Raw genomic sequence first — 20502 nt, 5'->3', positions numbered from 1 at the left:
GATTCAGGGCTGGAGCGCTTCCGCCAGCTGGAAGGTGTCCGTGTACTGCTGGAAGCGGCGGACCTTGCCCTGGGCCAGGGTCCAGACGTGGGCCACCTGGGCGCGGAACCGCCTGCCGGTGGCTTTGGGGCTGCCTTCGTAGTACCCGAGCATGACGATCCGATCGCCTGCCTCCAGGAGTTCATCGACGCGGATGGTCACTTCAAAGTGGGCGCCGATGGGGGTGAAGACGCCATCCCGGACTGCCTCCAGGCCCCGGTAGGGGCTGTGCCCGGCCAAGGGGGAGTGGTCTGCGGCCACCCACTCAATGTCGGGCGCAAAGCTATCCAGGATGGTCGGGATGTCCCATCGGTTGAAGGCCGCGTAGACGCGGCGGATGGTCTGTTCGTGGGCTGAGGTCATGCGTTTCCCCATGGGAGAGAGAGGGCCCGATCCACCTGGATTCGGGCCCTGGCGTTCAGGGGTGCCTAATGGTCATGGCGGCGTAGGCGCTGGGGTTCGCCTTGACCTTGGCGGCGCATTCGTCGCAGCAGACCGTGAGTTCCCTGCCTGCCACGCGCACCTTGATCCCGCCGTCCTTCATGTCCCAGTCGCACACGGGGCACTTTTCGATGCTCATCACCTTCTCCTCTTGAGGGTTCGACGTGGGACCACCATGGCCGCCGGGCTCGAACCCTGTGAGAACAAAGGTAGGAAGGGGGGGATTCTCAAACTTCCAGATTCTTGCTCATTTGATGCAGCGTCCGGAGGCTGGCGTTCCTGCGCACCTCCGAGGGCGAGCGGCCGAATTCCTTCCGGAAGGCGTCCGCGAAGTGACTGTGGCTGGAGAAGCCGAGGTCCAGGGCCAGGGCGGTCAGGTCCTCCTCGCCGCCCGCCAGGCGCTCCAACGAGGCCCTCAGCCGCAGCAGGGTGAGGTAGCGATGGATGGAAATCCCTGTGCGCTGCTGGAACACGCGGGCGAAGTGGAAGGGCGAGGCGTGGACGGCTTGGGCCACCTCGTCGAGGGTGAGGCGCTCCCCCAGCCGAGCCGCAAGATGGCTCTTGGCCGCTTCGGCGAGGTTCACGTGGTCGGCTTCCGTGCCTTCCCGGCGACTGCGACGGGGATGGCCCTGCTGGGCGAAGGCCGCCTCGAGGGTGTCGGCCACGATCTGAAGGGCGGTCACATCCACCCAGAAGGGTTCCAGAGCCTCGATTCCCGCTTCCAGACGCTGCACCAGCTCCCGGTGTCTCCAGAAGACCGTCGATTCGCAGGGGCCGGCCACGAAGGGGAAGGGCTGTTCCGGCCGATCATCCACGGTGGGATCCAGCTCCCGGATGATGTCATGGAGGACCCGCGGTGCGACGGCGAACACCGTACCCCTGTCCCCGCCGTCCATCGGGTGGCTCACCCGGTACGTGGATCCCTTCGAGAAGAAGACCGCCTGGTTGACGTCCGCGGTGGCGTGGCTCCGGCCGAAATGCCGGCAGAAGGCGCCATGCCGCATGAGAATGAGCGTGTTGGCGTCGGACGCCTCTTCTGGCCCGGGGCCGCCACAGCAGGCACGGCAGCGGTATTCCCGGACCCTGACGAGGGGGCTGTCGTACAGGCCCCGGAAGGAGACGGGAATGTCAGGGCGGCCCGGCATGCCCTCATCCTAGTGCACTCTCTGTGGAGGTGGTGGGCCGGTTCCCGAATCTTCTTGTCAGGACGCATGCCCCCTTGGATCACCGCCAGGTCCTTCCACATCCCCAGGCCTCCTGGCTGGCTCATCCCGCGGCTGATCTGCGCAGGCGGAAGGGCTGGATCTGTCCATAGCTCAAGGAGCGCCAGACCCACTCCAGGGGGCCGAACTGGAATCGCGCGAGCCACCACCGGCTGGCCAGGACCTGCAGCCCGAAGACCACGACCCCGAGCAGGGTGGCGGAAGCGAGACCCATGCGGTCGTAGAGGCCCAGGCCCCAGTGATAGAAGATGGCCGTCATGACGAGGCTCTGGGCCAGGTAGTTCGTGAAAGCCATGCGCCCCGGCCAAGTCAGGATCTGGAGCCAGCGGCGCCAGGTTTCATCCTGCCAAAGCAGCAGCAGGCCGGCCCCGTACCCGAGGGCCAGGATCATGGGTTGCAGGGTGGTGAGGGCGCGGAGCGGCAGCAGCCAGCGGGAGACGGGCCAGTGGGTGAGGGCCCAGGCCCTGACTTGGGGTGTGTCCCGGCCGGCCCACACGAGGCCCAGGAGGAGGCCCAGGGCCAAGCCCCCCTTGGCGATCCGGCGGAGCAGGGGGAGGTGGGCGGCAGGATCCCTCAGAAGGCCCGATTTCCAGATTCCGAGGCCGACGAGGAAGTTCAAGGTGGAGTATCCGAGCCCCCCCAGGAGCAGGCCACTGGCGTCATGGAGCCAGTCCCGGAGGCGGAAGACGAGGATCTGCCACCAGGTTCCCTGGCCGTAGGCCGCCAGGCACTGGCTGGTCCAGGCCCGGGCCGCGGCCAGCTCGGCAGCGGAAGGCATCGGTGGGGTCCCCCGGCGCAGGTGGAGGATGGAGACGACGAGTCCGGCGCCCAATCCCAGCCCCCAGAGGCAGGCGGTCCAGATCCAGACGGTGCGGGTCCGCCTTCCCAGGAAGGGCAGGAGAAGGAAGCCGCACAGCGCATAGGCGTGGAGGATGTCCCCCATCCAGAGCAGGAGGACGTGCAGGATGCCGAACCCGAGCAGGACCGCGAGCCGGCGCCGGATGAAGGGGCCGAAGGCCTCCCCCCGCGCTTCGATCCGCTCCTTCTGGATGCTCAGACCCACGGCGAAGAGCATCGAGAAGAGGGTCATGGCCTTCCCGGCCAGGAAGACGGTGCTCAGGAAGGCCGTCATCCCGTCGGCCAGGCTGGGCCAGGAGTCGCGGAGGGATTGGACCCGCGCCTCGGGCGCGAAGAACCAGGGCACGTTCATGATGAGGACGCCGAACAGGGCCGCGCCGCGGAGGGCGTCCAGGTGGCCCAGCCGCTCGGCTTGGGACACCGGCCGGGCCTCGAGATGATCCATGCGGGCTCCTGGGAATGCACGGAAGCCTATCGGGAGTCTGGCTTCCCCGCGAGGCCCGAACCGAGGAGCCTCCCCTGGAGGGATCGGCCCGGGAGCGGACCCCAGGTTCGCCCATCCTGGCTGTCGGGGCGGTTGTCGCCCAGGACCAGGTAGCCAGCCCCGCAGACCTGGCGTCCCGCGCCACCCCGCTCGGGGTGGACGACCCAGGGTTCCTCCAGGCGCTGGCCGTCGATCCAGAGATCCGGACCGTTCCAGGTCAGGGTCTCGCCGGGAAGTCCCAGCACCCGCTTCACGGAGGAGCCGTGGGGACCCGCCACGACCCAGACTTCCCCCCGCCTGGGCCCATGGCTGGCCCAGGCCCGCACGGCCCAGCACAGGTCGCCATCGCGGAGCGCGGGCTCCATGCTGTGCCCCGACACCCGGATCGGATGCAGCACCGTCAGGGGCGACAGGGCCAGGGCCAGGGCGGCCAGGGGGATCCAGGGCTTCACGGGCGGAGGGCCAGCCGCCTTCCCCGTCCGTCCGTCAGCGCGATTTCCTTGAGACGGGCGGGGTCGGGGACGAAGGGGGCCAACTCGATCAGCAGCCGCCGGGCCAGGGCCAGCGGACCGTCCAGGCCCAACTCCGAGAGGAGCTTCCCCTGGAGGGGCGCCAGGCTGCGGTCGAGGGCCGCCTCCAGGTCCCGGAAGTCCACCACCACGTCGAAAGCGTCCAGGCCCGGGCGGGCGGCCACCACCTCCACGGTGTAGTCGTGGCCCTCCCAGGTCTCGCCCGTGCGGAACACCACCGACAGGGGACGGGTCACGGCGGCTTCGAAGATCAGGGGGGCGGCGGGACTCAAAGGGGGCTCCGGAAACTGACTCCAGGTCGGGCCTTCAGTTTGTCATGGGCACGGCTACACTGGGCCTTCGACCGCATACCTGATAACCGGGTGAGACAATGATCGGCCTCCGGCTCCTTGCCGAGGGACGAGCTGAACCTTGACTGCTGGAGGGACCGCCATGAAGGCCCTGGAAATCGCGCTGTTCTGGATCATGACGCTGGCCGCGGGCGGGTTCTTCGCGTGGACCATCCGCCTGCGCATCGCCACCCTGAAGGCGGGCCTGCCGGACAACCGCTTCGACCAGCCCTGGGTGCGCCTGAAGGGCGTCTTCACCCTCGCGCTGATGCAGAAGCGGATGGTCCGCGACAAGTACGCGGGCTTCTACCACATCCTCATCTTCTGGGGCTTCTGCGTCTTGTCTCTGCGCACCATCGGGCTGGTGCTGGAGGGCCTCTTCGGATGGCACATGACCGAAGCCCTCGGCGGTTTCGGCCTCGGCTACCAGGCCACCAAGGACATCTTCGAGGTGCTGGTGCTCCTGGGCCTGGGCCTGGCCACCTTCCGCCGCCTGGCCGCCAAGCCCTGGCGCCTGGAGAACTCCTGGGACGCCTGGGCCACCCTGAGCCTCATCGGCGGCCTCATGGTCACGGACCTGCTGGCCGACGGCGCCTTCGTGGCCCTGCACCATCCCGCCTGGGCGGCCTGGTCCCCGGCGGGCGTGGCCGTGGCCAACCTGCTGGGCGGCCTGAGCCAGACCGGGCTCCTGGTGCTCTACAAGGCCATGTGGTGGCTGCACCTGGCCGTCCTCTACTTCTTCGCCAACTTCCTGCCCTACTCCAAGCACTTCCACGTCTTCACCAGCCTCTTCAACATCTACTTCCGCGAGCTGGAGCCCCAGAAGAACCTCAAGCCCATGGACCTGGAGGCCGAGCACTTCGGCGTCAACCGGATCCAGGACTTCAGCTGGAAGCAGATGCTGGACTTCTACACCTGCGTGGAGTGCGGCCGCTGCCTGGAGAACTGCCCCACGACGCTCACGGGCAAGCCGCTGCGCCCCAAGAACTTCGGCACCGACCTGCGGGACTACCTGAAGGCCACGCCCCTGGAGCAGATGGGACAGGACAAGCCCGTGCCCGAGGACCGCAAGCTCATCGGCGGCCCCGTGCCCGAAGGCTCGTACTGGAAGCGCGATGACGAGGAGGCGCCCTGGAGCAAGGAACAGCTCGAGGGCTGGATCAGCCAGGACACCATCTGGGCCTGCACCAGCTGCGGCTACTGCGAGTGGGCCTGCCCCCTGCAGATCAGCTTCGTGGACAAGCTCGTGGGCATGCGCCGCTACCTCACGCTGGAGGAGAGCGACTTCCCCGCCGAGGCGCAGACCGCCTTCAAGGGCATGGAGCGTCAGGGCAACCCCTGGAACCTGCCCCAGGCGGATCGCGCCAAGTGGGCGGATGGGCTGGAGGTGCCCACCTTCGCCGAGAATCCGGAGGCCGAGTACCTCTTCTGGGTGGGCTGCGCCGGCAGCTATGACGCCGCGGGCCAGAAGGTGTCCAAGTCCCTCGTGAAGCTGCTGAAGGCCGCCAATGTCTCCTTCGCCATCCTGGGCACCGAGGAGAGCTGCACCTGCGAGTCCGCCCGGCGCCTGGGCAATGAATACCTCTACCAGTCCGCCACCGAGGCCAACATCGAGACCCTCAAGGGCCACGGCGTGAAGAAGGTCGTCACCAACTGCCCCCACTGCCTGAACACCCTGAAGAACGAGTACCCGGCCTTCGGCGGCGACTTCGAGGTGGTGCACGGCACCGAGCTGGTGGCCAAGCTCATGGCCGAAGGGAAGCTCAAGCTCGACCAGAAGGTGGACGTGGACCTCACCTACCACGACCCCTGCTACCTCAGCCGCATCAACGGCCAGGTGGAGGCGCCCCGCGCCATCCTGGGCGCCATCCCCGGCGTGAAGCTCACGGAGATGGAGAAGCACGGCGAAGCCACCATGTGCTGCGGCGCCGGCGGCGGGCGTTTCTGGCTGGAGGAGCACCTGGGCAAGCGCGTGAACCACGAACGCTTCGAGCAGGCCCTGGAGACGAAGGCCACCACCATCGCCGTGGGCTGCCCCTTCTGCAACGTCATGCTGAACAACGCGGCGGGCGAGACCAACCACGAAGGCGTGGCCACCACGGATGTGCTGGAACTGGCCGCCAAGGCCTTGGGGGCCTGACCCCGGCCTTCCCGGGGGTCCCGGGGCGCCTGAAGCGTCCCGGGACCCCTGGAGAAGTTTCGTAACCACGGTCTCCACCCCCTGTGGTCAGATGATGGGGTTCCCGCTCACGAGGCTCCAGGCATGCGCATCGCAGCGAAGATCATCTCCCTTACGGTCGCAACAGCTTCGATCGCGGGCGTGGCGCTCGGAACCTTCCTTGTCATTGAGGGGCGGCGCACGTCCGAACAGCGCATCGAGCAGCTCGAGCGGACCCTGCGTGCCGACTACGACCGGCGGGCCCGCCTCGAGGTCGAGACGGCCGCGTCCATGCTCGCCGGGATCGCCGAGCGGCAGCAGAAGGGGGAGATCAAGGCCGAGGAGGCGAAGCGGCTCGGCGCCGATCTCCTGCGCGGACTCCGGTACGACCAGGAAGGCTACTTCTGGGCGGACACGGTGGATGGCCTGAACATGGTGCATGCCACCCAGCCCATTCTTGAAGGCAAGAACCGGATTGATGCGGTGGATCAGAAGGGCACCCCGTACATGCGGGACATCATCCGGGCGGGCACCAGCGGCGGTGGCTACAGCGACTACTGGTTCCCGAAGAAGGGCGGCACCGTGCCGCTGCCCAAGCGGGCCTACTCGCTCCTGGTGCCGTCGTTCGGCTGGGTGATCGGCACCGGCAACTACGTAGACGACATCGACGCGATCGTGGCCACCGAACGGGCGGCCGCCTTGGCTGACATTCGGCAGCGCACCCAGGTGCTGCTCGCCGTGGTCGCCGTGTGTCTGGTCGTGACCGTGGCGGTGTGGGCGAACTTCGGGCACCGGATCTCCCGGCCCATCCTGGCGATCACCGCCAGCCTGGGCCGCCTGGCCGGCTACGATTTCCGCGAGGACGATTCACTGAAGGCCTTCGAGGCCGCGCAGGACGAGACCGGCGCGATGGCCAGCGCCCTGCGCGCCATGCGGGAGGCGGTGGCCTCCCTGATCGCCACGCTCCAGCACTCCGTCGAGGTCGTCAAGCAGGTGAGCACCCAGCTGAACGCCACCTCGCAGGATGTGAGCCATGGCTCTTCGGAGCAGGCGGCCTCGGTGGAGGAGCTGACGGCTTCCATGCAGGAACTGGCTGCGGGCGCGGCCCGGGCCGCGGAGGATGCGAGGAAGGCCAGCGATCGGGCCGCCGGCGTGGCCGAGGAAGTGCGGGTCGGGACCAGCGCCGCCGCGGAGACCTCGGCGGCCATGCGCGACATCGCCGAGCGGATCGGCATGGTGGAGGACCTCGCCTACCAGACCAACCTCTTGGCCCTCAACGCCGCCATCGAGGCGGCGCGCGCCGGTGTCCACGGACGCGGCTTCGCGGTGGTGGCCGCCGAAGTGCAGAAGCTCGCGGAGCGCAGCGGGGAGGGAGCCAAGGAGATCCGCGCCATCTCGGATCGGAGCGTGGGCATCGCCGTGCGCGCCGAGGCGCTGCTCGCGCGGGTGGCGCCCGAGGTGACGCGGAGCGCCCGGAAGCTGCAGGCCTTTGCCGAGGCGGCCATGGCCCAGGATCATACGGTGCGGGAGATCAACCGAGCCCTCGAGGAGCTCTCCCAGGTGGTGCAGCGGCACGCGACGGCCGCCGAGGAGATGTCGGCCACGTCGGAGGTCCTGTCGTCGCAGGCGACAGCCCTCGACGAGAGCGCCAGGGCCTTCGTGCTCGAAGGGCCCGCCCGCGACCTCGCTCAGGGTTGAGAACCCAGGGCTGAGGTCCGATCAGGAGGCGGGGGTTCCTGTGGCTGTTAGCACGGGAACAGTCCACCACGACGTTCCCGGACAGCCGGCTCCCGGTCCCTAGGGGGACTGCCTAAGGGCGATCCATGGCTGGATGGGGAGTCCGGCCGCGAGGATGCACACGAAAAAATCAGCATTGCGCCAGGGGGCGAATGGCATATTCATGTAATATGGTGATATTGTAATCGCCTGTAGCCTTATTTTTACAATGATCACTGATCATGGGAGAGGGCCAGTGGCCCTCATGGCGGCGGCCAACCACTTCCATTCACAGGGGGTATCCAATGGTTTGGTCAAGAATCAGTCGATGCGCGGCGACGCTCATTCGCCTCCTTTGTGTGCCCGTACTCCTGGCACTGGGGATGGCGGGTGGCGCCCTATGGAGCGATGAGGCTCCGGTCGGGATCATCGTCCTCACCCAACCCACGGACCAGAAGGTGGGCCCGGGGCAGACGGCGACCTTCTCCGTGGTGGCCACCGCCGGGAGCGGGGAACTCCGCTACCAGTGGTACTGTGACCCAACCGGGGAGCGCACCCGCCTGATCCCTGGGGCGACATCGCCCGAGTACACGACGCCTCCCCTGAAGCTGAGCGACAGTGGTTCCAGATTCTTCGTGCGCCTGACCTCCGGCCAGTCGGAGGTCCAGAGTCGATATGCGCGACTGACGGTGAAGGCCGAGGCCCCGCCCGAGAACCCGGTGGTGTACCTGGCTCCCTTCGTCACCGAGGGAAAGGCGGGGCTCGTGGCGAGCACCCCGGACTGGGGGCCGAAGGCCGTCTATGCCTGGACCTTGACCGGCGGGACGCTCACCTCAGGCCAGGGAAGCCCCGCCATCACCTTCACCGCCGGCGTGGCCGGCACCACCCTGACCGCCACGGTGGTCGTCACTGCCTATGGCGGCAGCGGCTCCGGGAGCGCCTCCGCCTCCGTCGTGCCCGCCCCCAACGCCGAATTGGCTCTGCCCTTGAAAACCCACCCCGGCGATGCCTGGATGAAGGCCAGCGTGCCCCACCAGCATGGGATGACCTACCTCTGGACCATCGTCTCCAGCACCGGCACGGCCAGCATCACCGCCGGGCAGGGTACCCATGTGATCAGCTTCTCGGCGGGCCCATCGGTGGGCACCTTCCACCTCAAGGTGGATGTCCAGAACCAGGCCGGGGATGCGATCGCCTCCACTCGGAAGGTCACCATCCAGACGGGAACCTGGCTGGTCAAGAACGGAGGTGCTTCGGTCAAGAGGTTCCCCTGCCAGGCCACGCGCCTCCCCAGTGGCCGCGTGCTGGTGACAGGCGGCGGCGGGAACAGCGCCGAGGTCTACGATCCCGAGACGGGCCATTGGAACCTCGTCGGCAGCATGGCGAATCCGCGGGACTGGCACACCTCCACCCTCCTCCGCACCGGCCAGGTGCTGGTGGCAGGCAATGGCACGGCCGAGCTCTACGACCCCGCCTCAGGAACCTGGCATCGCACGGGCAACCCGGGAACCTCTCGGAGCGCCTGCACGGCCACGCTGCTCCCGGACGGGAAGGTACTCGCGGCAGGCGGTCATACGGCCACCGCGGAAGTCTACGACCCTGCAACTGGAACCTGGACACCCACCGGCAGCATGGGGATCGCGCGGACCTTCCACACGGCCACGCGGTTGGTGGACGGGAAGGTCCTGGTGGCCGGAGGTTCCGAGGACAACCCTGTCACGGAGCTCTACGACCCGGCGGACGGCACCTGGGTTTCCGCCGGAAGCCTGAACCAAGCGCGGAACGAGTGCGCGGCCACCCTGCTCGCGGATGGGAAGGTCCTCGTGACGGGAGGTTCAATCCTCATCTCGGGAACCTCCAGCGCTGAAATCTACGATCCCGGGACCGGGACCTGGGCTCTCACGGCCACCATGGGGGAAGAACGCCGCCACCATACGACCACCCTCCTCCCGGATGGGCGGGTGCTGATGGCGGGTGGCGAATATCACGACAATTTCCTCTTCAGCACGGCCATCTTCGACCCCGCGGCATCGACCTGGACACCCGCCGGCAACCTGGGGACGGGGCGGTTCGGCCATACAGCCACCCTGCTCCAGGACGGGACCGTCCTGGTGACCGGCGGCCGCGGGTCCCTGTACTTCTATGACATCGCCAGTTCCGAAATCTACGACTCGGGAAACGGGACTTGGAAGCCCCTGGCTGGGCAACCGATGGCCCCCCGCGAGTTCCACACAGCAACCCTTCTCGCGAACGGGCAGGCGCTGGTCGCGGGAGGAGAGAACTTCCCGCGAGGAATCCTTGACGATGCGGAAATCGCCGCCCCTGCGACTGGATACTGGACGCCCGCGAAGAACATGGGCACCACCCGCAGAGGTCACACAGCCACTTTGCTCTCGGATGGGAAAGTTCTGGCGGTAGGCGGTGACGCCCTCTCGCAGCCAGGCTTCACCAGCGCTGAGTTCTACGACCCTGCCAATGGGTCCTGGACCCCGGTCGGCAGTTTAAATACTACGCGAGGCCAACAGACTGCCACGCTGCTCCCCAATGGGAAGGTCCTGGTCGTGGGAGGTTTCGTCGGAGGCATCGCATCGGAGAGCGCCGAACTCTACGATCCCGCCACTTCAACTTGGCGACCCACCACCAGCCTCGGAATCGCCCGTGTCGGCCACACCTCCACCCTGCTTTCCACCGGGAAGGTGTTGGTGGTCGGTGGTGGGAGCTTCTCCGATCCAATCGCCAACGCTGAACTCTACGATCCTGCTGGAGAGACCTGGACCGCGGTGGGCGCCCTCGGAACGGCCCGCCGGGGCCACATGGCCACGCTGCTGTCGGATGGGCGGGTACTCGTGACAGGCGGGACTGGGGCTTCCGGAACCTTGGACAGTGCTGAAGTATTCGATCCCACGACGAACGGCTGGCTCCCGACTTCCGCCATGGGATCGGCGCGCAGAGGCCATTCGGCTGACCTCCTCGCGAACGGCAAGGTTCTGGTGGTGGGAGGTAGGAATTCTTCCAACTCGATCCTCAGCAGCGCGGAGCTCTACGATCCCGCCACGCAGGTCTGGACGCCGGCGGATAACCTGGCCTTGCCACGGGCAGGCCACAGTTCCATACGTTTCCCCAACGGAGACATCATGGTTGCTTTCGGCCCTGGTGGCGATCTGGTCACCGAGATCTACAGGCCCTAGACGGGCGTCTGCTTCGTCTCTTCCGTACCCAAGGCCGCCCGAAGTGTGAAAGGCGCGGCTACAAGGGGCGCATCGGCATCCACGACCAGTTGGTGAATGACGATTGTCTCTGGCGATCCAGAAGGAAGCCCCCGTGGACGAGACCCGCACGCTATCCATGGATGACGGCATGCGGACGCTCCTTCAGGGGTGAAGCCAGATGGTTGAGGCGCGGGCGGGATCCCGGAACGGCTCAGCGCTTGGACAACACATCCTTCAGCAGATCCCGGGTCTCCCGGAGCATGGCGGCGGTGTCGTCCCAGCCCAGACACGCATCGGTCACCGAGCAGCCGTAGCGGAGGGTGGACAGGTCCGCGGGGATGGGCTGGCTGCCCTCCTCGAGGAAGCTCTCCACCATGACTCCGACGATGGACGCATTGCCCCGCCGGATCTGGTGGGCGCAGTCCTGGAGGACCAGGGGCTGGAGGCGGGGGTTCTTGTGGCTGTTGGCATGGGAGCAGTCCACCACGATGTTCCCGGGCAGTCCGGCCTTGCGGAGGGCGCCTTCGGCCAGGGCGATGCTGACGGTGTCGTAGTTGGGGCGGCCGCCCCCGCCGCGCAGGACGAGATGCCCGTGGGGATTCCCCTTGGTGCGCACGATGGCCGCCGAGCCCTGGTCGTTCAGACCCAGGAAGCTGTGGGGGCGGGAGGCGGAGAGGATGGCGTTCACGGCGGCGGCCAGGTCGCCGTCTGTGGCGTTCTTGAAGCCCACGGGGGTGGACAGGCCGCTGGACATCTCCCGGTGGGTCTGGGATTCGGAGGTCCGGGCACCGATGGCCGTCCAGCTGATGAGGTCGCCGATGTACTGGGGCGTGTTGGGGTCCAGCGCCTCGGTGGCCGCCGGCAGGCCGATCTCTCCGATGCGGAGCAGGAACTCCCGGGCCTTCCGCATGCCCTCCTCGATGTGGAAGGAATCGTCCATGCGGGGATCGTTGATGAAGCCCTTCCAGCCCGTGGACGTGCGGGGCTTCTCGAAGTAGACCCGCATGACCAGCAGCAGCGTGTCCGCGACTTCGTCCGAGAGGGCCTTGAGCCGCCGCGCGTAGTCGAGGCCCGCCACGGGGTCGTGGATGCTGCAGGGACCCACCACCACCATGAGGCGGGGATCCTCCCGGGCGAGGATGCGCTGGAGGTCCCGGCGGCCGCCGGCCACAGTCTCCGCCACGGTGTCGGGCACGGGCAGGGCCGCGTGGATCTCCGCCGGCGAAGGCATCCGGTCGAACGAATCGATGTTGAGGTTCTCGAGCGCCTGGTGGGTCATGGGGGCCTTCCGGGATAAAGAAAAACCCCGATCCGGAGAACGGATCGGGGTGGTCATGGGGATGTTCCAGGTATCAGGCTGGACCCTCGCCGTGCCACGCACGATCCGTGCGCGGGAACCAATAATAGCGATGGAAGCGGGACGTCATGGCGGGGTCCGAAGGTGTCCCATGCTGGACCCCCGGAGGCCGGAACGTCAAGGTGCCAACAGATTCCGGATGGCGGTCCGACAGACGCTGAACATCCAATCAATGATTGTTTTTTGATAATCGAATTCATATTTGTCGGGACATGGACTAGGCTGGGCTTCTTTCCAAGGAGCCGCCATGGACCGCCGCACCCTTCTCGGAACCCTCGCCGCCGGCGCCGTGGGGGCCGGACTCCACGCCAAGGGCCTGGGCCCCGGCGCCACGGACGCGAAGCCCACGGGGAATCCCCTGGCGGATTACGCCGCCCGGCCCTTCGACTTCGGCACGGGGCTGCCCGGCCTCGGCAAGGAGCTGCTGGCGGAGCACCTGACGCTCTACAAGGGCTACGTGAGCCGCACGAATGCCCTCCTCAGGGACACGCTCGCCGCGGAACGGGAGGGCAAGGCCGGTCCCGCGGTGCAGGAGCTGCATCGGCGCCTGGGCTTCGAGTTCAGCGGCATGCGCCTCCATGAGCTCTATTTCGAGGCCCTGTCCGCCAGCGCCGCCAAGCCCAGTGCAACGCATCCCCTCCATCAGGCCATCGCCGCCACCTGGGGTTCTTTCGACGCCTGGTGGGCCGCCTTCAAGGCCACCTGCACCATGACGGGCATCGGCTGGGGCGCCCTCCTGAAGGACCCGGCCTCGGACCGGCTCATGAACGCCTGGTTCCAGGACCACGAGAACGCCGTTGCCGTGGGCGCCCAGGCGCTCCTGGTCGTGGACGTGTGGGAGCACGCCTACGTGAAGGACTACGGCGCCACGGGCCGGGCCAAGTACGTGGACGCCGTGAAGCCCCTCATCGACTGGCGCGTGGTCGAGAAACGCTTCTGAAATCTGGGGTTCTCTGGGAGATTTACAAAATTGTAAGATCGAACCAAGGTCTGTACAATTTTGTAGATCACTCACCGGAGCCCCCATGGCCGCCTCGGAGGACGCCCTTCACCTCTCGCCCCTGCTGGAGCTGAGCCAGGCCCTGGCCGCCTCGGACATCCGGGCCTCGCTGCCCCGAGTCCTGGAGATCCTGGCCGAGGCCTTCGGCGCCCTGAACGGTGCCATCCTGCTGGCGGACGAGGAGGGGGGCGCGCTCCGGGTCGAGGCCGCCCGGGGCCTCTCCAGCCAGGAGGTGGCGCGGGCCCGCTACCGGGTGGGCGAGGGCATCAACGGGCGGGTGCTGGCCACCGGCAAGGCCATCGTGGTCCCCCAGGCCAGCCTGGAGCCCCTCTTCCTGGACCGGACAGGCGTCCTGAAGGCCCAGAAGCGGAAGAAGTCCGACATGTCCTTCTTCTGCATCCCGGTGTTCCTGGACCGGAAGACGGCGGGAACCCTCTGTCTCACCGTGCCCTACGACCGGAATCGGGACTTCGACCGGGACACCAAGCTCCTCCAGATCGCGGCCTCCATGGTGGGCCTGGCCATGAAGGTGGCGCGGCTGGTGGCGGCGGACCGGCAGCGGCTGGTGGAGGAGAACCAGCAGCTCCGCCTGGAGCTGCGGGAGCGCTACGAGCTGCACCACCTCATCGGGCACAGCCATGCCATGCAGCGGGTCTACGAGGCCGTGGCCCAGGCGGCGCCCAGCAGCACCACCGTGCTCATCCGCGGGGAGTCCGGCACGGGCAAGGAGCTGGTGGCCCACGCCCTCCACTACAACTCGCCGCGGGCGGACAAGCCCTTCGTGAAGGTGAACTGCGGGGCTCTGCCCGAGCCCCTCATCGAGTCCGAGCTCTTCGGCTACGAGCCCGGCGCCTTCACGGACGCCCGCCAGGTGAAGAAGGGCCGCTTCGAGCTGGCCCACGGCGGCACGCTGTTCCTGGACGAGGTGGGCGAGCTGACTCCGGCCACCCAGGTGAAGCTGCTGCGGGTCCTCCAGGAGCGGGAGTTCGAGCGCCTGGGCGGCGTGCGGCCCGTGAAGGTGGACGTGCGGCTCCTGGCCGCTACCAACCGGGATCTGGAGGCCGCCGTGCGGGCCGGGACCTTCCGGGAGGACCTCTACTACCGCCTCCGCGTCTTCGAGATCTTCCTGCCGCCCCTGCGGGAGCGCCAGGCGGATATCCTGCTGCTGGCGGACCACTTCGTGGAGAAGATCGCGGCGGCCCAGGGCAAGGACGTCCGCCGCATCTCCACCTCGGCCATCGACATGCTCACGGCCTACCACTGGCCCGGCAACGTGCGCGAGCTGGAGAACGCCCTCGAGCGGGCCATCCTCGTCTGCGAAGGCGGCGTGATCCACGCCCACCATCTGCCGCCCTCCCTCCAGACGGCGGAGGTCTCCGGCACCGTGCCGGGGACGGCCCTGGGCGAGGCCGTGGCGGCCTTCGAGCGGGACCTGCTCCAGGACGCCCTGAAATCTGCCCGGGGCAACCGCTCCCGCGCCGCCCGCCTCCTCCAGACCACCGAGCGCATCTTGAACTACAAGGTTCAGAAGTACGGGCTGGAGCCCGAGCGGTTCCGGTCATCCTGAGGTGAAATTGTACAAAAATGTAATTAAATCGATTCCTCATTACATTTTTGTCAAGCTGATTTCGAGAAAATCCGACGATCCACAAACGCATAATATAACTGATTGCAGATCTTAAACGAAATTATACCCTGTCGCCATGAATAGGCACGTTCCCTGCTCTCTTTTCTGGGCACGGGGAGCCGGTGGTCGGCTCCCGGACTCCAGGGAGGATCGGAAGAGAGCCGTGGCCTGAGCCGATCCACCGGATTCCCTCGGTGAAGGCCACACCGATCCCCCACTCCACGGAAGGAGCATCTCCCATGAACCGCCGAACCCTGTTCCGGGGTATCGCGGTGGCGGTGGCTTTTGCGGCCATGTCCACCCTGCTCTTCTCAGCCGATGTCCAGGCCGGCGGGGCGGGCGGCCTCCGGCGGGCTCCTCTCCGCGCTCCCATGCTTCCCGTCCATCCCTAATACGCCGGGCCCCGCCATTCCGGTCCTCCCCGCCTCGAGGGGCGGGAGGCCCCCGGCCTGCTGACGCCCGCCTCCCATCTCCTTCCACCCGGGGCCACCCAGGCCCTCGGGGAGGCCCTGCCCGGCCTCCGCCCACCATCCGGATCCAGGGCTCCCCCGGATCCCACCCCTTCCGGAGCACCCATGCCCCCACCCAGGCTCCTTCCGCTGCTCGCGGTCCTGGCAGCGGATCTCGCCGCCCAGACCCCGGCCGCGCCGCCTCCCCCCTCCTTCCTGGGATTCGCCCTGAGCGGCTCGGCCACCCTCGGCTCCCAGTACATCTGGCGCGGCCTCACCCAGACCGACGGGAATCCCACCGTCCAAGCGGAGCTGGACCTGGTCCATCCCACGGGGTTCTACCTCAGCACCAGCCTGAGCAACATCTCCTGGTTCACCGATCAGAACGCGGGCTTCGCCAGTGCCCCCGTGTCCCTGGGCTCGCCGGGCGCGGTGGGGGCGCCCCTCTACGCTCCGGACAAGGTGAACTCCGCCGGCGTGGAGTTGGACCTGTTCGGGGGCTACAAGTGGGGCTTCGCGAAGGACTGGGTTCTGGACGTGGGCCTCTACCGCTACCTCTACCCGGGCACCTACGACAACCTCGGGGCCTTCCGGAACCCGGACACCACCGAGGCCTACCTCGGGCTGAGCTACGCCTGGGCCAGCCTCAAGTACTCGCGGGTGCTGAGCAAGACTGCCATGGGGGTCTTCAACAGCAAGGGCACGAGCTACGTGGACCTCAGCCTTGCGATTCCGCTGGGAGAGAGCGGCTGGACGGTGCTCCTGCACGGTGGCCGGACGACCTATCCTGCCAAGGCGAATCCGGATTTCTTCTCCAACGGCTCGACGCTCACCGGCGACAACGCCCTGTTCAGCTACTCGGACTACAAGGTGGGCCTGGCGAAGGAGATCCGGGGCTACACGCTCGCCCTCGCCGCCACGGACGCGAACACGCGGGCGCGGGCCGCGGACGGCAACGTGCCCGTCTACGAGAACGCCATGGGCCGGAACATCGGCAAGGGCCGCCTGACCTTGACCGTCGCCAAGGCCTTCTAGGCGCCGCCCCTCCGACGCCTGCTCTTCACCTCATCCCTTTTCATGGAGTCTGAGATGGCAAGGATCACCCACGAGCGCGACAAGCTCTCCTTCTCCGAAAAACTGGTCCGGCTGGGCGCCCGCCTGAGGGACCCGGAATGGCGCCGCTACGGCTTCGTGATGGCCTCGGGCAAGCTGCTGGGCGTGGCCACGCTGTTCGGGATGATGATCCTCATCCCGCTGCTGCTGAATGGCAGCTCGGCCCGGGCGGACGTGCCGCCCGCCGCAAGCCCTGCCGCCGTGGTGGCCACGACCACACCCGCCGCTGCTGCGCCCGCACCAGCACCAGCGCCCGCGCCGCCGGCGGTCGCCGCCAAGGACATCATCAACCCCCTCAACACGGTCTGGACACTCATCGCGGCCTTCCTCGTCTTCGCCATGCAGGTGGGTTTCGTGATGCTGGAGGCGGGCTTCTGCCGCTCGCGGGAGACGGTGAACGTCCTGGTGGAGTGCGTCTTCGACACCTGCCTCTGCGGCATCCTCTTCTGGGCCTTCGGCTACGCGTTCATGTTCAGCGAGGGCAACGGGTTCATCGGGTACCACTGGTTCTTCCTCAAGGGCGCCCCGGCGACCTACGGCACCACGGGCGTCGCGATCCTGGCCCACTGGCTCTTCCAGTTCGCCTTCGCCGACACCTGCTCGACAATCACCTCCGGCGCCATGATCGGCCGCACGGATTTCATCGGCGACATCCTCTACAGCTTCGCCGTGTCCGGCTTCATCTATCCCATCATCGGCCACTGGGCGTGGGGGCCCGACGGCTTCCTGGCCACCATGGGCAGCGCCGGCAAGTTCCTGCCCTCGCTGGGCATGAACTTCCATGACTTCGCCGGTTCGACGGTGGTGCACACCATCGGCGGCGCCGTGGCCCTCGCCGGTGCCGTGGTCCTCGGCCCCCGACTCGGGCGCAAGTTCAAGCGGGATGGCGGCGGTCCCATGACACCCCACGACCTCACCATCGCCGTGTGCGGCGGCCTGCTGCTCTGGTTCGGCTGGTACGGCTTCAACCCCGGCAGCACCCTGTCCGCCATGGACTTCGAGGGCATCGGCCGGGTGGCTGCCAACACCACCCTCGCCGCCTGCGCCGCGGGCCTGACTGCCGTGTTCTACATCTACGCCCGCACGGGCAAGTGGGATCCCGGCTCCATCACCAACGGCTTCCTGGCGGGCCTGGTGGCCATCACCGCGCCCTGCTACTGGGTGAGTCCCTTCGGGTCGGTCATGATCGGGGCCATCGGCGGCGTGATCGTGATCCTGGGCGTGGACCTGCTGGAGTACCTGCGCATCGACGATCCCATCGGCGCCGTCCCCGTGCACATGATGAACGGCATCTGGGGCACGCTCTCGCTGGGCCTCTTCGCCAGCGGCCAGTATTCCGCCATCGGCAGCGACCCCGTCGCGCCGGACTTGTCGTCCAAGCTCACGGGCCTCTTCTACGGGGGAGGGACCAAGGTCCTGGCCGCCCAGGCCCTCGGCAGCGCCATCGTCACGGTCTCCACGCTGGCGGTGTCCTTCGCTGTCATGTATGCCATCGACGCCGCGGGCCTCCTGCGGCTCCACGAGGACGCGGAGCACGACGGCCTGGACCTCCACGAGCACGGCATCTCGGCCTATCCCGAATACGTGATCTCGGCCCTGGCCTCCCCGGCGGGAGCGCCCCTGCGGGTCCCCGCCCACTCGGAATCGGCCGTCGGCTCGCGGTCCGCCTTGTCCACGTCCCTGTAGGAGGATCCGACCATGAAGATGATCGTCGCCATCATCCGCCCCGACAAGTTCGAGGCGGTGCAGGCCGCCCTGGTGGCCAAGGAGATCTACCTGATGACCGTGTCCGACGTGCGGGGATGCGGCACTCAGAAGGGCTACGCCGAGCAGTTCCGGGGCAGCAAGATCGGCCTCATCCGCCTGCTGCCCAAGGTGAAGCTGGAGATCGCCGTGAACGAGGAGTACGTCAAACCCGCGGTGGAGGCCATCATGAGCGCCGCGAAGTCCGAGCCCAGTCATCTGGGGGACGGGAAGATCTTCGTGCTCAACCTGGAGGAGTGCTTCCGGGTGCGCACGGGGGAGTCGGGAGGCGCGGCCATCGGGCCGTGAAGGATGTGAGGAGGGTGAGTGGTAGGGGGGCGCCGGGACCGGTTTCCGGCCCGGACGCCCCCTGACGAGCCGCGGCCTCCCACCTTCCGGGATTCCGATAAGCTGGATCCATGCCGCTCGACCCGCGCCTCCTCGAGATCCTCTGCTGCCCGGCCTGCCACGGCGACCTCGTGGAGAAGGCCGAGGGGCTGCACTGCCAGGACTGCGGGCTGCTCTATCCCATCGAGGACGGCATCCCCGTGATGCTGGTGGACCAGGCCAAGAAGGTGGACCTGTGAGACTCGACCGCGCCCAGGCCGAATCCCTGCTCCAGCGTGTGGATGGCCGCAAGGTGGCCGTGCTGGGCGACGTGATGCTGGATGAGTACCTCTTCGGGGAGGTGAGCCGCATCTCGCCCGAGGCGCCCGTGCCCATCGTGCGCGTGGTGCGGGAACAGGCGGTGCTGGGCGGGGCGGCCAACGTGGCGGCCAACCTCAAGGCCCTGGGCGCGGAGCCCCTGCTCATCGGCACCTTGCAGAAGGACATCGCCGGCGACCGCCTGCTGGGTTTGCTGGGCCGGTTGGACATCTCCATCTCAGGCCTGGTGCTGGATCCTTCCCGCCCCACCATCATCAAGACCCGCGTCATCGGCCAGCAGCAGCAGATGCTCCGCATCGACCGAGAGGAGTCCGGGCCGCCGGAAGCCGCCGTGCTGATGGGCCTCAGGGACCGCCTGGAGCGGGCCCTGGGCGAGGCCTCGGCCCTCATCGTGTCGGACTACGCCAAGGGCACCGTGAACGAACCGGTCATGGAGACGGTGCGGGAGCTCTGCGCGGCCAAGGGACTGCCCTGGATCGTGGATCCCAAGCCCGCCCACAAGGCCCTCTACCGGGGCGCGACGCTCATGACCCCCAACACGAAGGAGACCTCGGAGCTCACGCACCGCGCCGCGAAGTCCGATGCGGAAGTGACGGAGGCGGGCCGGTCCCTGGTGGCCGAGCTGGGCCTGAAGGGCCTGCTGGTGACCCGCAGCGAGCGCGGCATGGCCCTCTTCGCGCCGGACGGGGACCACCGGGCGCCCTGGATGGTGCCCACCGAGGCCCGGGAGGTCTTCGACGTGAGCGGCGCGGGCGACACCGTCATCGCGGCCTTCAGCGCCGCCATCGCCGCGGGCGCGGACTGGCGGGAGGCGGCCATGCTGGCCAACGCCGCCGCGGGGCTGGTGGTGGCCAAGGTCGGCACGGCCACGGTCACGCCCGCCGAGCTGCTCGCCCACTACCACGAGCAGGAAGCGAATTGATGCTCCGCGGGGGTTCTCCTCGCACCGCACGCGCTGCGAGGATCTAGGGGCGCGCTGCGCGCACCCTCCCGCACCCCCGCGCGGAGCTTCAGCAAAGCCGGGGCTCGACTTGTTCCCAGGGTGGGTCGAGCGAGGCTTAATTCCTCAGTTCGATGGCCAGCAGGAAGCGGTCGCCCTTGGGGAGGCGCTCCTTCACCTGGGTGAAGTTCAGGTCGAAGGTCTCGGTCTCGCCGGGCTTGATGGTGCCCACCTTGGTGCCGCCAGAGGCCACGCCCAGCAGCTTGCCGTCTTTGTCGAGCACGGCCACGGCGAAGCCCGGGATGCGGGGGTACTTGGCGGTGTTGGTCACCTCCACCTGAGCCCGTGTGCCGAACTCGGCCCCCTTGAGGATGTTGAAGAAACCGGGCTGCAGCACGCGCCGGTTGAAGAAGATGCTGCTGACCTTGAGGCCGTCCACGTTCACGGACAGGGGGATCACGCGGTCCCAGGCGAAGGGGAAGGACTCCGAAAAGTAGGAGAGCGAGGCATCGGGGACGGGCGCGGCGGCCGAGGTGGGAGCTGGCGCGGGAGCCGCCGTCGGCGGTGCGGGCGGCGCCTGGGCCAGACAGAGGAGGGCGGCGAGGGCGAGGGTCTGCATG

The 20502-nt window shown here is 67.9% G+C and carries 19 protein-coding genes; 11 read left to right on the top strand and 8 right to left on the bottom strand.

Annotated elements, in window-relative coordinates; translation table 11 throughout:
• Positions 1–3 precede the first annotated feature (3 nt).
• The 6 genes from MLE42_RS04870 to MLE42_RS04845 form a co-directional block, all read right to left on the bottom strand.
• Positions 4–402: a nuclear transport factor 2 family protein gene (locus MLE42_RS04870; RefSeq protein WP_243286757.1), complete on the bottom strand. Its 399-nt coding sequence runs from the start codon at positions 400–402 to the stop codon at positions 4–6.
• Between the two features lie 55 nt (positions 403–457).
• Positions 458–619, bottom strand: coding sequence for a hypothetical protein (locus MLE42_RS04865; protein ID WP_243286756.1), 162 nt, complete (start codon positions 617–619; stop codon positions 458–460).
• An 88-nt stretch (positions 620–707) separates the two neighbouring features.
• Complete coding sequence (locus tag MLE42_RS04860; protein ID WP_243286755.1) at positions 708–1625, bottom strand: helix-turn-helix domain-containing protein; 918 nt, start codon at positions 1623–1625, stop codon at positions 708–710.
• Between the two features lie 121 nt (positions 1626–1746).
• Positions 1747–3006 carry a DUF418 domain-containing protein gene (locus tag MLE42_RS04855; protein ID WP_243286754.1) on the bottom strand — a complete coding sequence of 420 codons (1260 nt, stop codon included), beginning with the start codon at positions 3004–3006 and terminating at the stop codon, positions 1747–1749.
• Between the two features lie 26 nt (positions 3007–3032).
• Positions 3033–3497 carry a signal peptidase I gene (lepB, locus tag MLE42_RS04850; RefSeq protein WP_243286753.1) on the bottom strand — a complete coding sequence of 155 codons (465 nt, stop codon included), beginning with the start codon at positions 3495–3497 and terminating at the stop codon, positions 3033–3035.
• Positions 3494–3847, bottom strand: coding sequence for a 6-pyruvoyl trahydropterin synthase family protein (locus MLE42_RS04845; protein WP_243286752.1), 354 nt, complete (start codon positions 3845–3847; stop codon positions 3494–3496). The genes lepB and MLE42_RS04845 overlap by 4 nt, the downstream gene beginning before the upstream one ends.
• A 160-nt stretch (positions 3848–4007) precedes the next feature.
• Between MLE42_RS04845 and MLE42_RS04840 the strand changes: the two genes are divergently transcribed.
• From MLE42_RS04840 to MLE42_RS04830, 3 genes are all read left to right on the top strand, one after another.
• Positions 4008–6044 carry a (Fe-S)-binding protein gene (locus MLE42_RS04840; protein WP_243286751.1) on the top strand — a complete coding sequence of 679 codons (2037 nt, stop codon included), beginning with the start codon at positions 4008–4010 and terminating at the stop codon, positions 6042–6044.
• Positions 6045–6167: 123 nt separating this feature from the next.
• Positions 6168–7760 (top strand): methyl-accepting chemotaxis protein, encoded by a 1593-nt coding sequence (locus MLE42_RS04835; RefSeq protein ID WP_243286750.1) that lies wholly within the window; start codon positions 6168–6170, stop codon positions 7758–7760.
• 401 nt (positions 7761–8161) lie between these two features.
• Positions 8162–10966, top strand: a complete 2805-nt coding sequence (locus tag MLE42_RS04830) for a Kelch repeat-containing protein (protein WP_243286749.1) — start codon at positions 8162–8164, stop codon at positions 10964–10966.
• Between the two features lie 232 nt (positions 10967–11198).
• Here the strand turns inward: MLE42_RS04830 and MLE42_RS04825 are convergent, their stop codons facing one another.
• Positions 11199–12266, bottom strand: coding sequence for a 3-deoxy-7-phosphoheptulonate synthase (locus MLE42_RS04825; RefSeq protein ID WP_243286748.1), 1068 nt, complete (start codon positions 12264–12266; stop codon positions 11199–11201).
• Between the two features lie 325 nt (positions 12267–12591).
• On the opposite strand from MLE42_RS04825, the gene MLE42_RS04820 reads away from it, so the two are divergent.
• The 8 genes from MLE42_RS04820 (at position 12592) to rfaE1 (ending at position 19864) form a co-directional block, all read left to right on the top strand.
• Entirely contained in the window at positions 12592–13284 is a 693-nt protein-coding gene (locus MLE42_RS04820) for a superoxide dismutase (protein ID WP_243286747.1), read from the top strand.
• An 85-nt stretch (positions 13285–13369) separates the two neighbouring features.
• Positions 13370–14911: a sigma-54 interaction domain-containing protein gene (locus MLE42_RS04815; RefSeq protein ID WP_243286746.1), complete on the top strand. Its 1542-nt coding sequence runs from the start codon at positions 13370–13372 to the stop codon at positions 14909–14911.
• A 299-nt stretch (positions 14912–15210) separates the two neighbouring features.
• Complete coding sequence (locus MLE42_RS04810; RefSeq protein WP_243286745.1) at positions 15211–15363, top strand: hypothetical protein; 153 nt, start codon at positions 15211–15213, stop codon at positions 15361–15363.
• A gap of 183 nt (positions 15364–15546) precedes the next feature.
• Positions 15547–16455, top strand: a complete 909-nt coding sequence (locus MLE42_RS04805; RefSeq protein WP_243286744.1) for a TorF family putative porin — start codon at positions 15547–15549, stop codon at positions 16453–16455.
• A gap of 54 nt (positions 16456–16509) precedes the next feature.
• Positions 16510–18219: an ammonium transporter gene (locus tag MLE42_RS04800; RefSeq protein WP_243286743.1), complete on the top strand. Its 1710-nt coding sequence runs from the start codon at positions 16510–16512 to the stop codon at positions 18217–18219.
• 12 nt (positions 18220–18231) lie between these two features.
• Positions 18232–18585: a P-II family nitrogen regulator gene (locus tag MLE42_RS04795; RefSeq protein WP_243286742.1), complete on the top strand. Its 354-nt coding sequence runs from the start codon at positions 18232–18234 to the stop codon at positions 18583–18585.
• A 110-nt stretch (positions 18586–18695) separates the two neighbouring features.
• Complete coding sequence (locus tag MLE42_RS04790; protein ID WP_243286741.1) at positions 18696–18863, top strand: Trm112 family protein; 168 nt, start codon at positions 18696–18698, stop codon at positions 18861–18863.
• The gene (rfaE1, locus tag MLE42_RS04785; RefSeq protein WP_243286740.1) at positions 18860–19864 is read left to right on the top strand and encodes a D-glycero-beta-D-manno-heptose-7-phosphate kinase; all 1005 of its coding nucleotides are present in this window, start codon (positions 18860–18862) and stop codon (positions 19862–19864) included. Before MLE42_RS04790 ends, rfaE1 begins: the two co-directional genes overlap by 4 nt.
• A gap of 136 nt (positions 19865–20000) precedes the next feature.
• On the opposite strand, the gene MLE42_RS04780 is transcribed toward rfaE1, so the two are convergent.
• Positions 20001–20501, bottom strand: a complete 501-nt coding sequence (locus MLE42_RS04780) for a hypothetical protein (protein ID WP_243286739.1) — start codon at positions 20499–20501, stop codon at positions 20001–20003.
• Between the last annotated feature and the right edge of the window lies 1 nt (position 20502).

Source organism: Geothrix terrae (assembly GCF_022808775.1).
GTDB lineage: Bacteria > Acidobacteriota > Holophagae > Holophagales > Holophagaceae > Geothrix > Geothrix terrae.
Note: the sequence above shows the minus strand (reverse complement) of the source record. Positions and strands in the feature narration are given on the sequence as shown.

Bases quoted from the DNA above. Each gene is read 5' to 3' on its own strand.
- MLE42_RS04830 (WP_243286749.1), top strand. From the start codon at position 8,162: ATGGCGGGTGGCGCCCTATGGAGCGATGAGGCTCCGGTCGGGATCATC.
- MLE42_RS04840 (WP_243286751.1), top strand. From the start codon at position 4,008: ATGAAGGCCCTGGAAATCGCGCTGTTCTGGATCATGACGCTGGCCGCG.
- MLE42_RS04810 (WP_243286745.1), top strand. From the start codon at position 15,211: ATGAACCGCCGAACCCTGTTCCGGGGTATCGCGGTGGCGGTGGCTTTT.
- MLE42_RS04790 (WP_243286741.1), top strand. From the start codon at position 18,696: ATGCCGCTCGACCCGCGCCTCCTCGAGATCCTCTGCTGCCCGGCCTGC.
- MLE42_RS04855 (WP_243286754.1), bottom strand. From the start codon at position 3,006: ATGGATCATCTCGAGGCCCGGCCGGTGTCCCAAGCCGAGCGGCTGGGC.
- MLE42_RS04805 (WP_243286744.1), top strand. From the start codon at position 15,547: ATGCCCCCACCCAGGCTCCTTCCGCTGCTCGCGGTCCTGGCAGCGGAT.
- MLE42_RS04865 (WP_243286756.1), bottom strand. From the start codon at position 619: ATGAGCATCGAAAAGTGCCCCGTGTGCGACTGGGACATGAAGGACGGC.
- MLE42_RS04780 (WP_243286739.1), bottom strand. From the start codon at position 20,501: ATGCAGACCCTCGCCCTCGCCGCCCTCCTCTGTCTGGCCCAGGCGCCG.
- MLE42_RS04815 (WP_243286746.1), top strand. From the start codon at position 13,370: ATGGCCGCCTCGGAGGACGCCCTTCACCTCTCGCCCCTGCTGGAGCTG.
- MLE42_RS04795 (WP_243286742.1), top strand. From the start codon at position 18,232: ATGAAGATGATCGTCGCCATCATCCGCCCCGACAAGTTCGAGGCGGTG.
- MLE42_RS04835 (WP_243286750.1), top strand. From the start codon at position 6,168: ATGCGCATCGCAGCGAAGATCATCTCCCTTACGGTCGCAACAGCTTCG.
- MLE42_RS04870 (WP_243286757.1), bottom strand. From the start codon at position 402: ATGACCTCAGCCCACGAACAGACCATCCGCCGCGTCTACGCGGCCTTC.
- MLE42_RS04800 (WP_243286743.1), top strand. From the start codon at position 16,510: ATGGCAAGGATCACCCACGAGCGCGACAAGCTCTCCTTCTCCGAAAAA.
- MLE42_RS04825 (WP_243286748.1), bottom strand. From the start codon at position 12,266: ATGACCCACCAGGCGCTCGAGAACCTCAACATCGATTCGTTCGACCGG.
- MLE42_RS04820 (WP_243286747.1), top strand. From the start codon at position 12,592: ATGGACCGCCGCACCCTTCTCGGAACCCTCGCCGCCGGCGCCGTGGGG.
- MLE42_RS04860 (WP_243286755.1), bottom strand. From the start codon at position 1,625: ATGCCGGGCCGCCCTGACATTCCCGTCTCCTTCCGGGGCCTGTACGAC.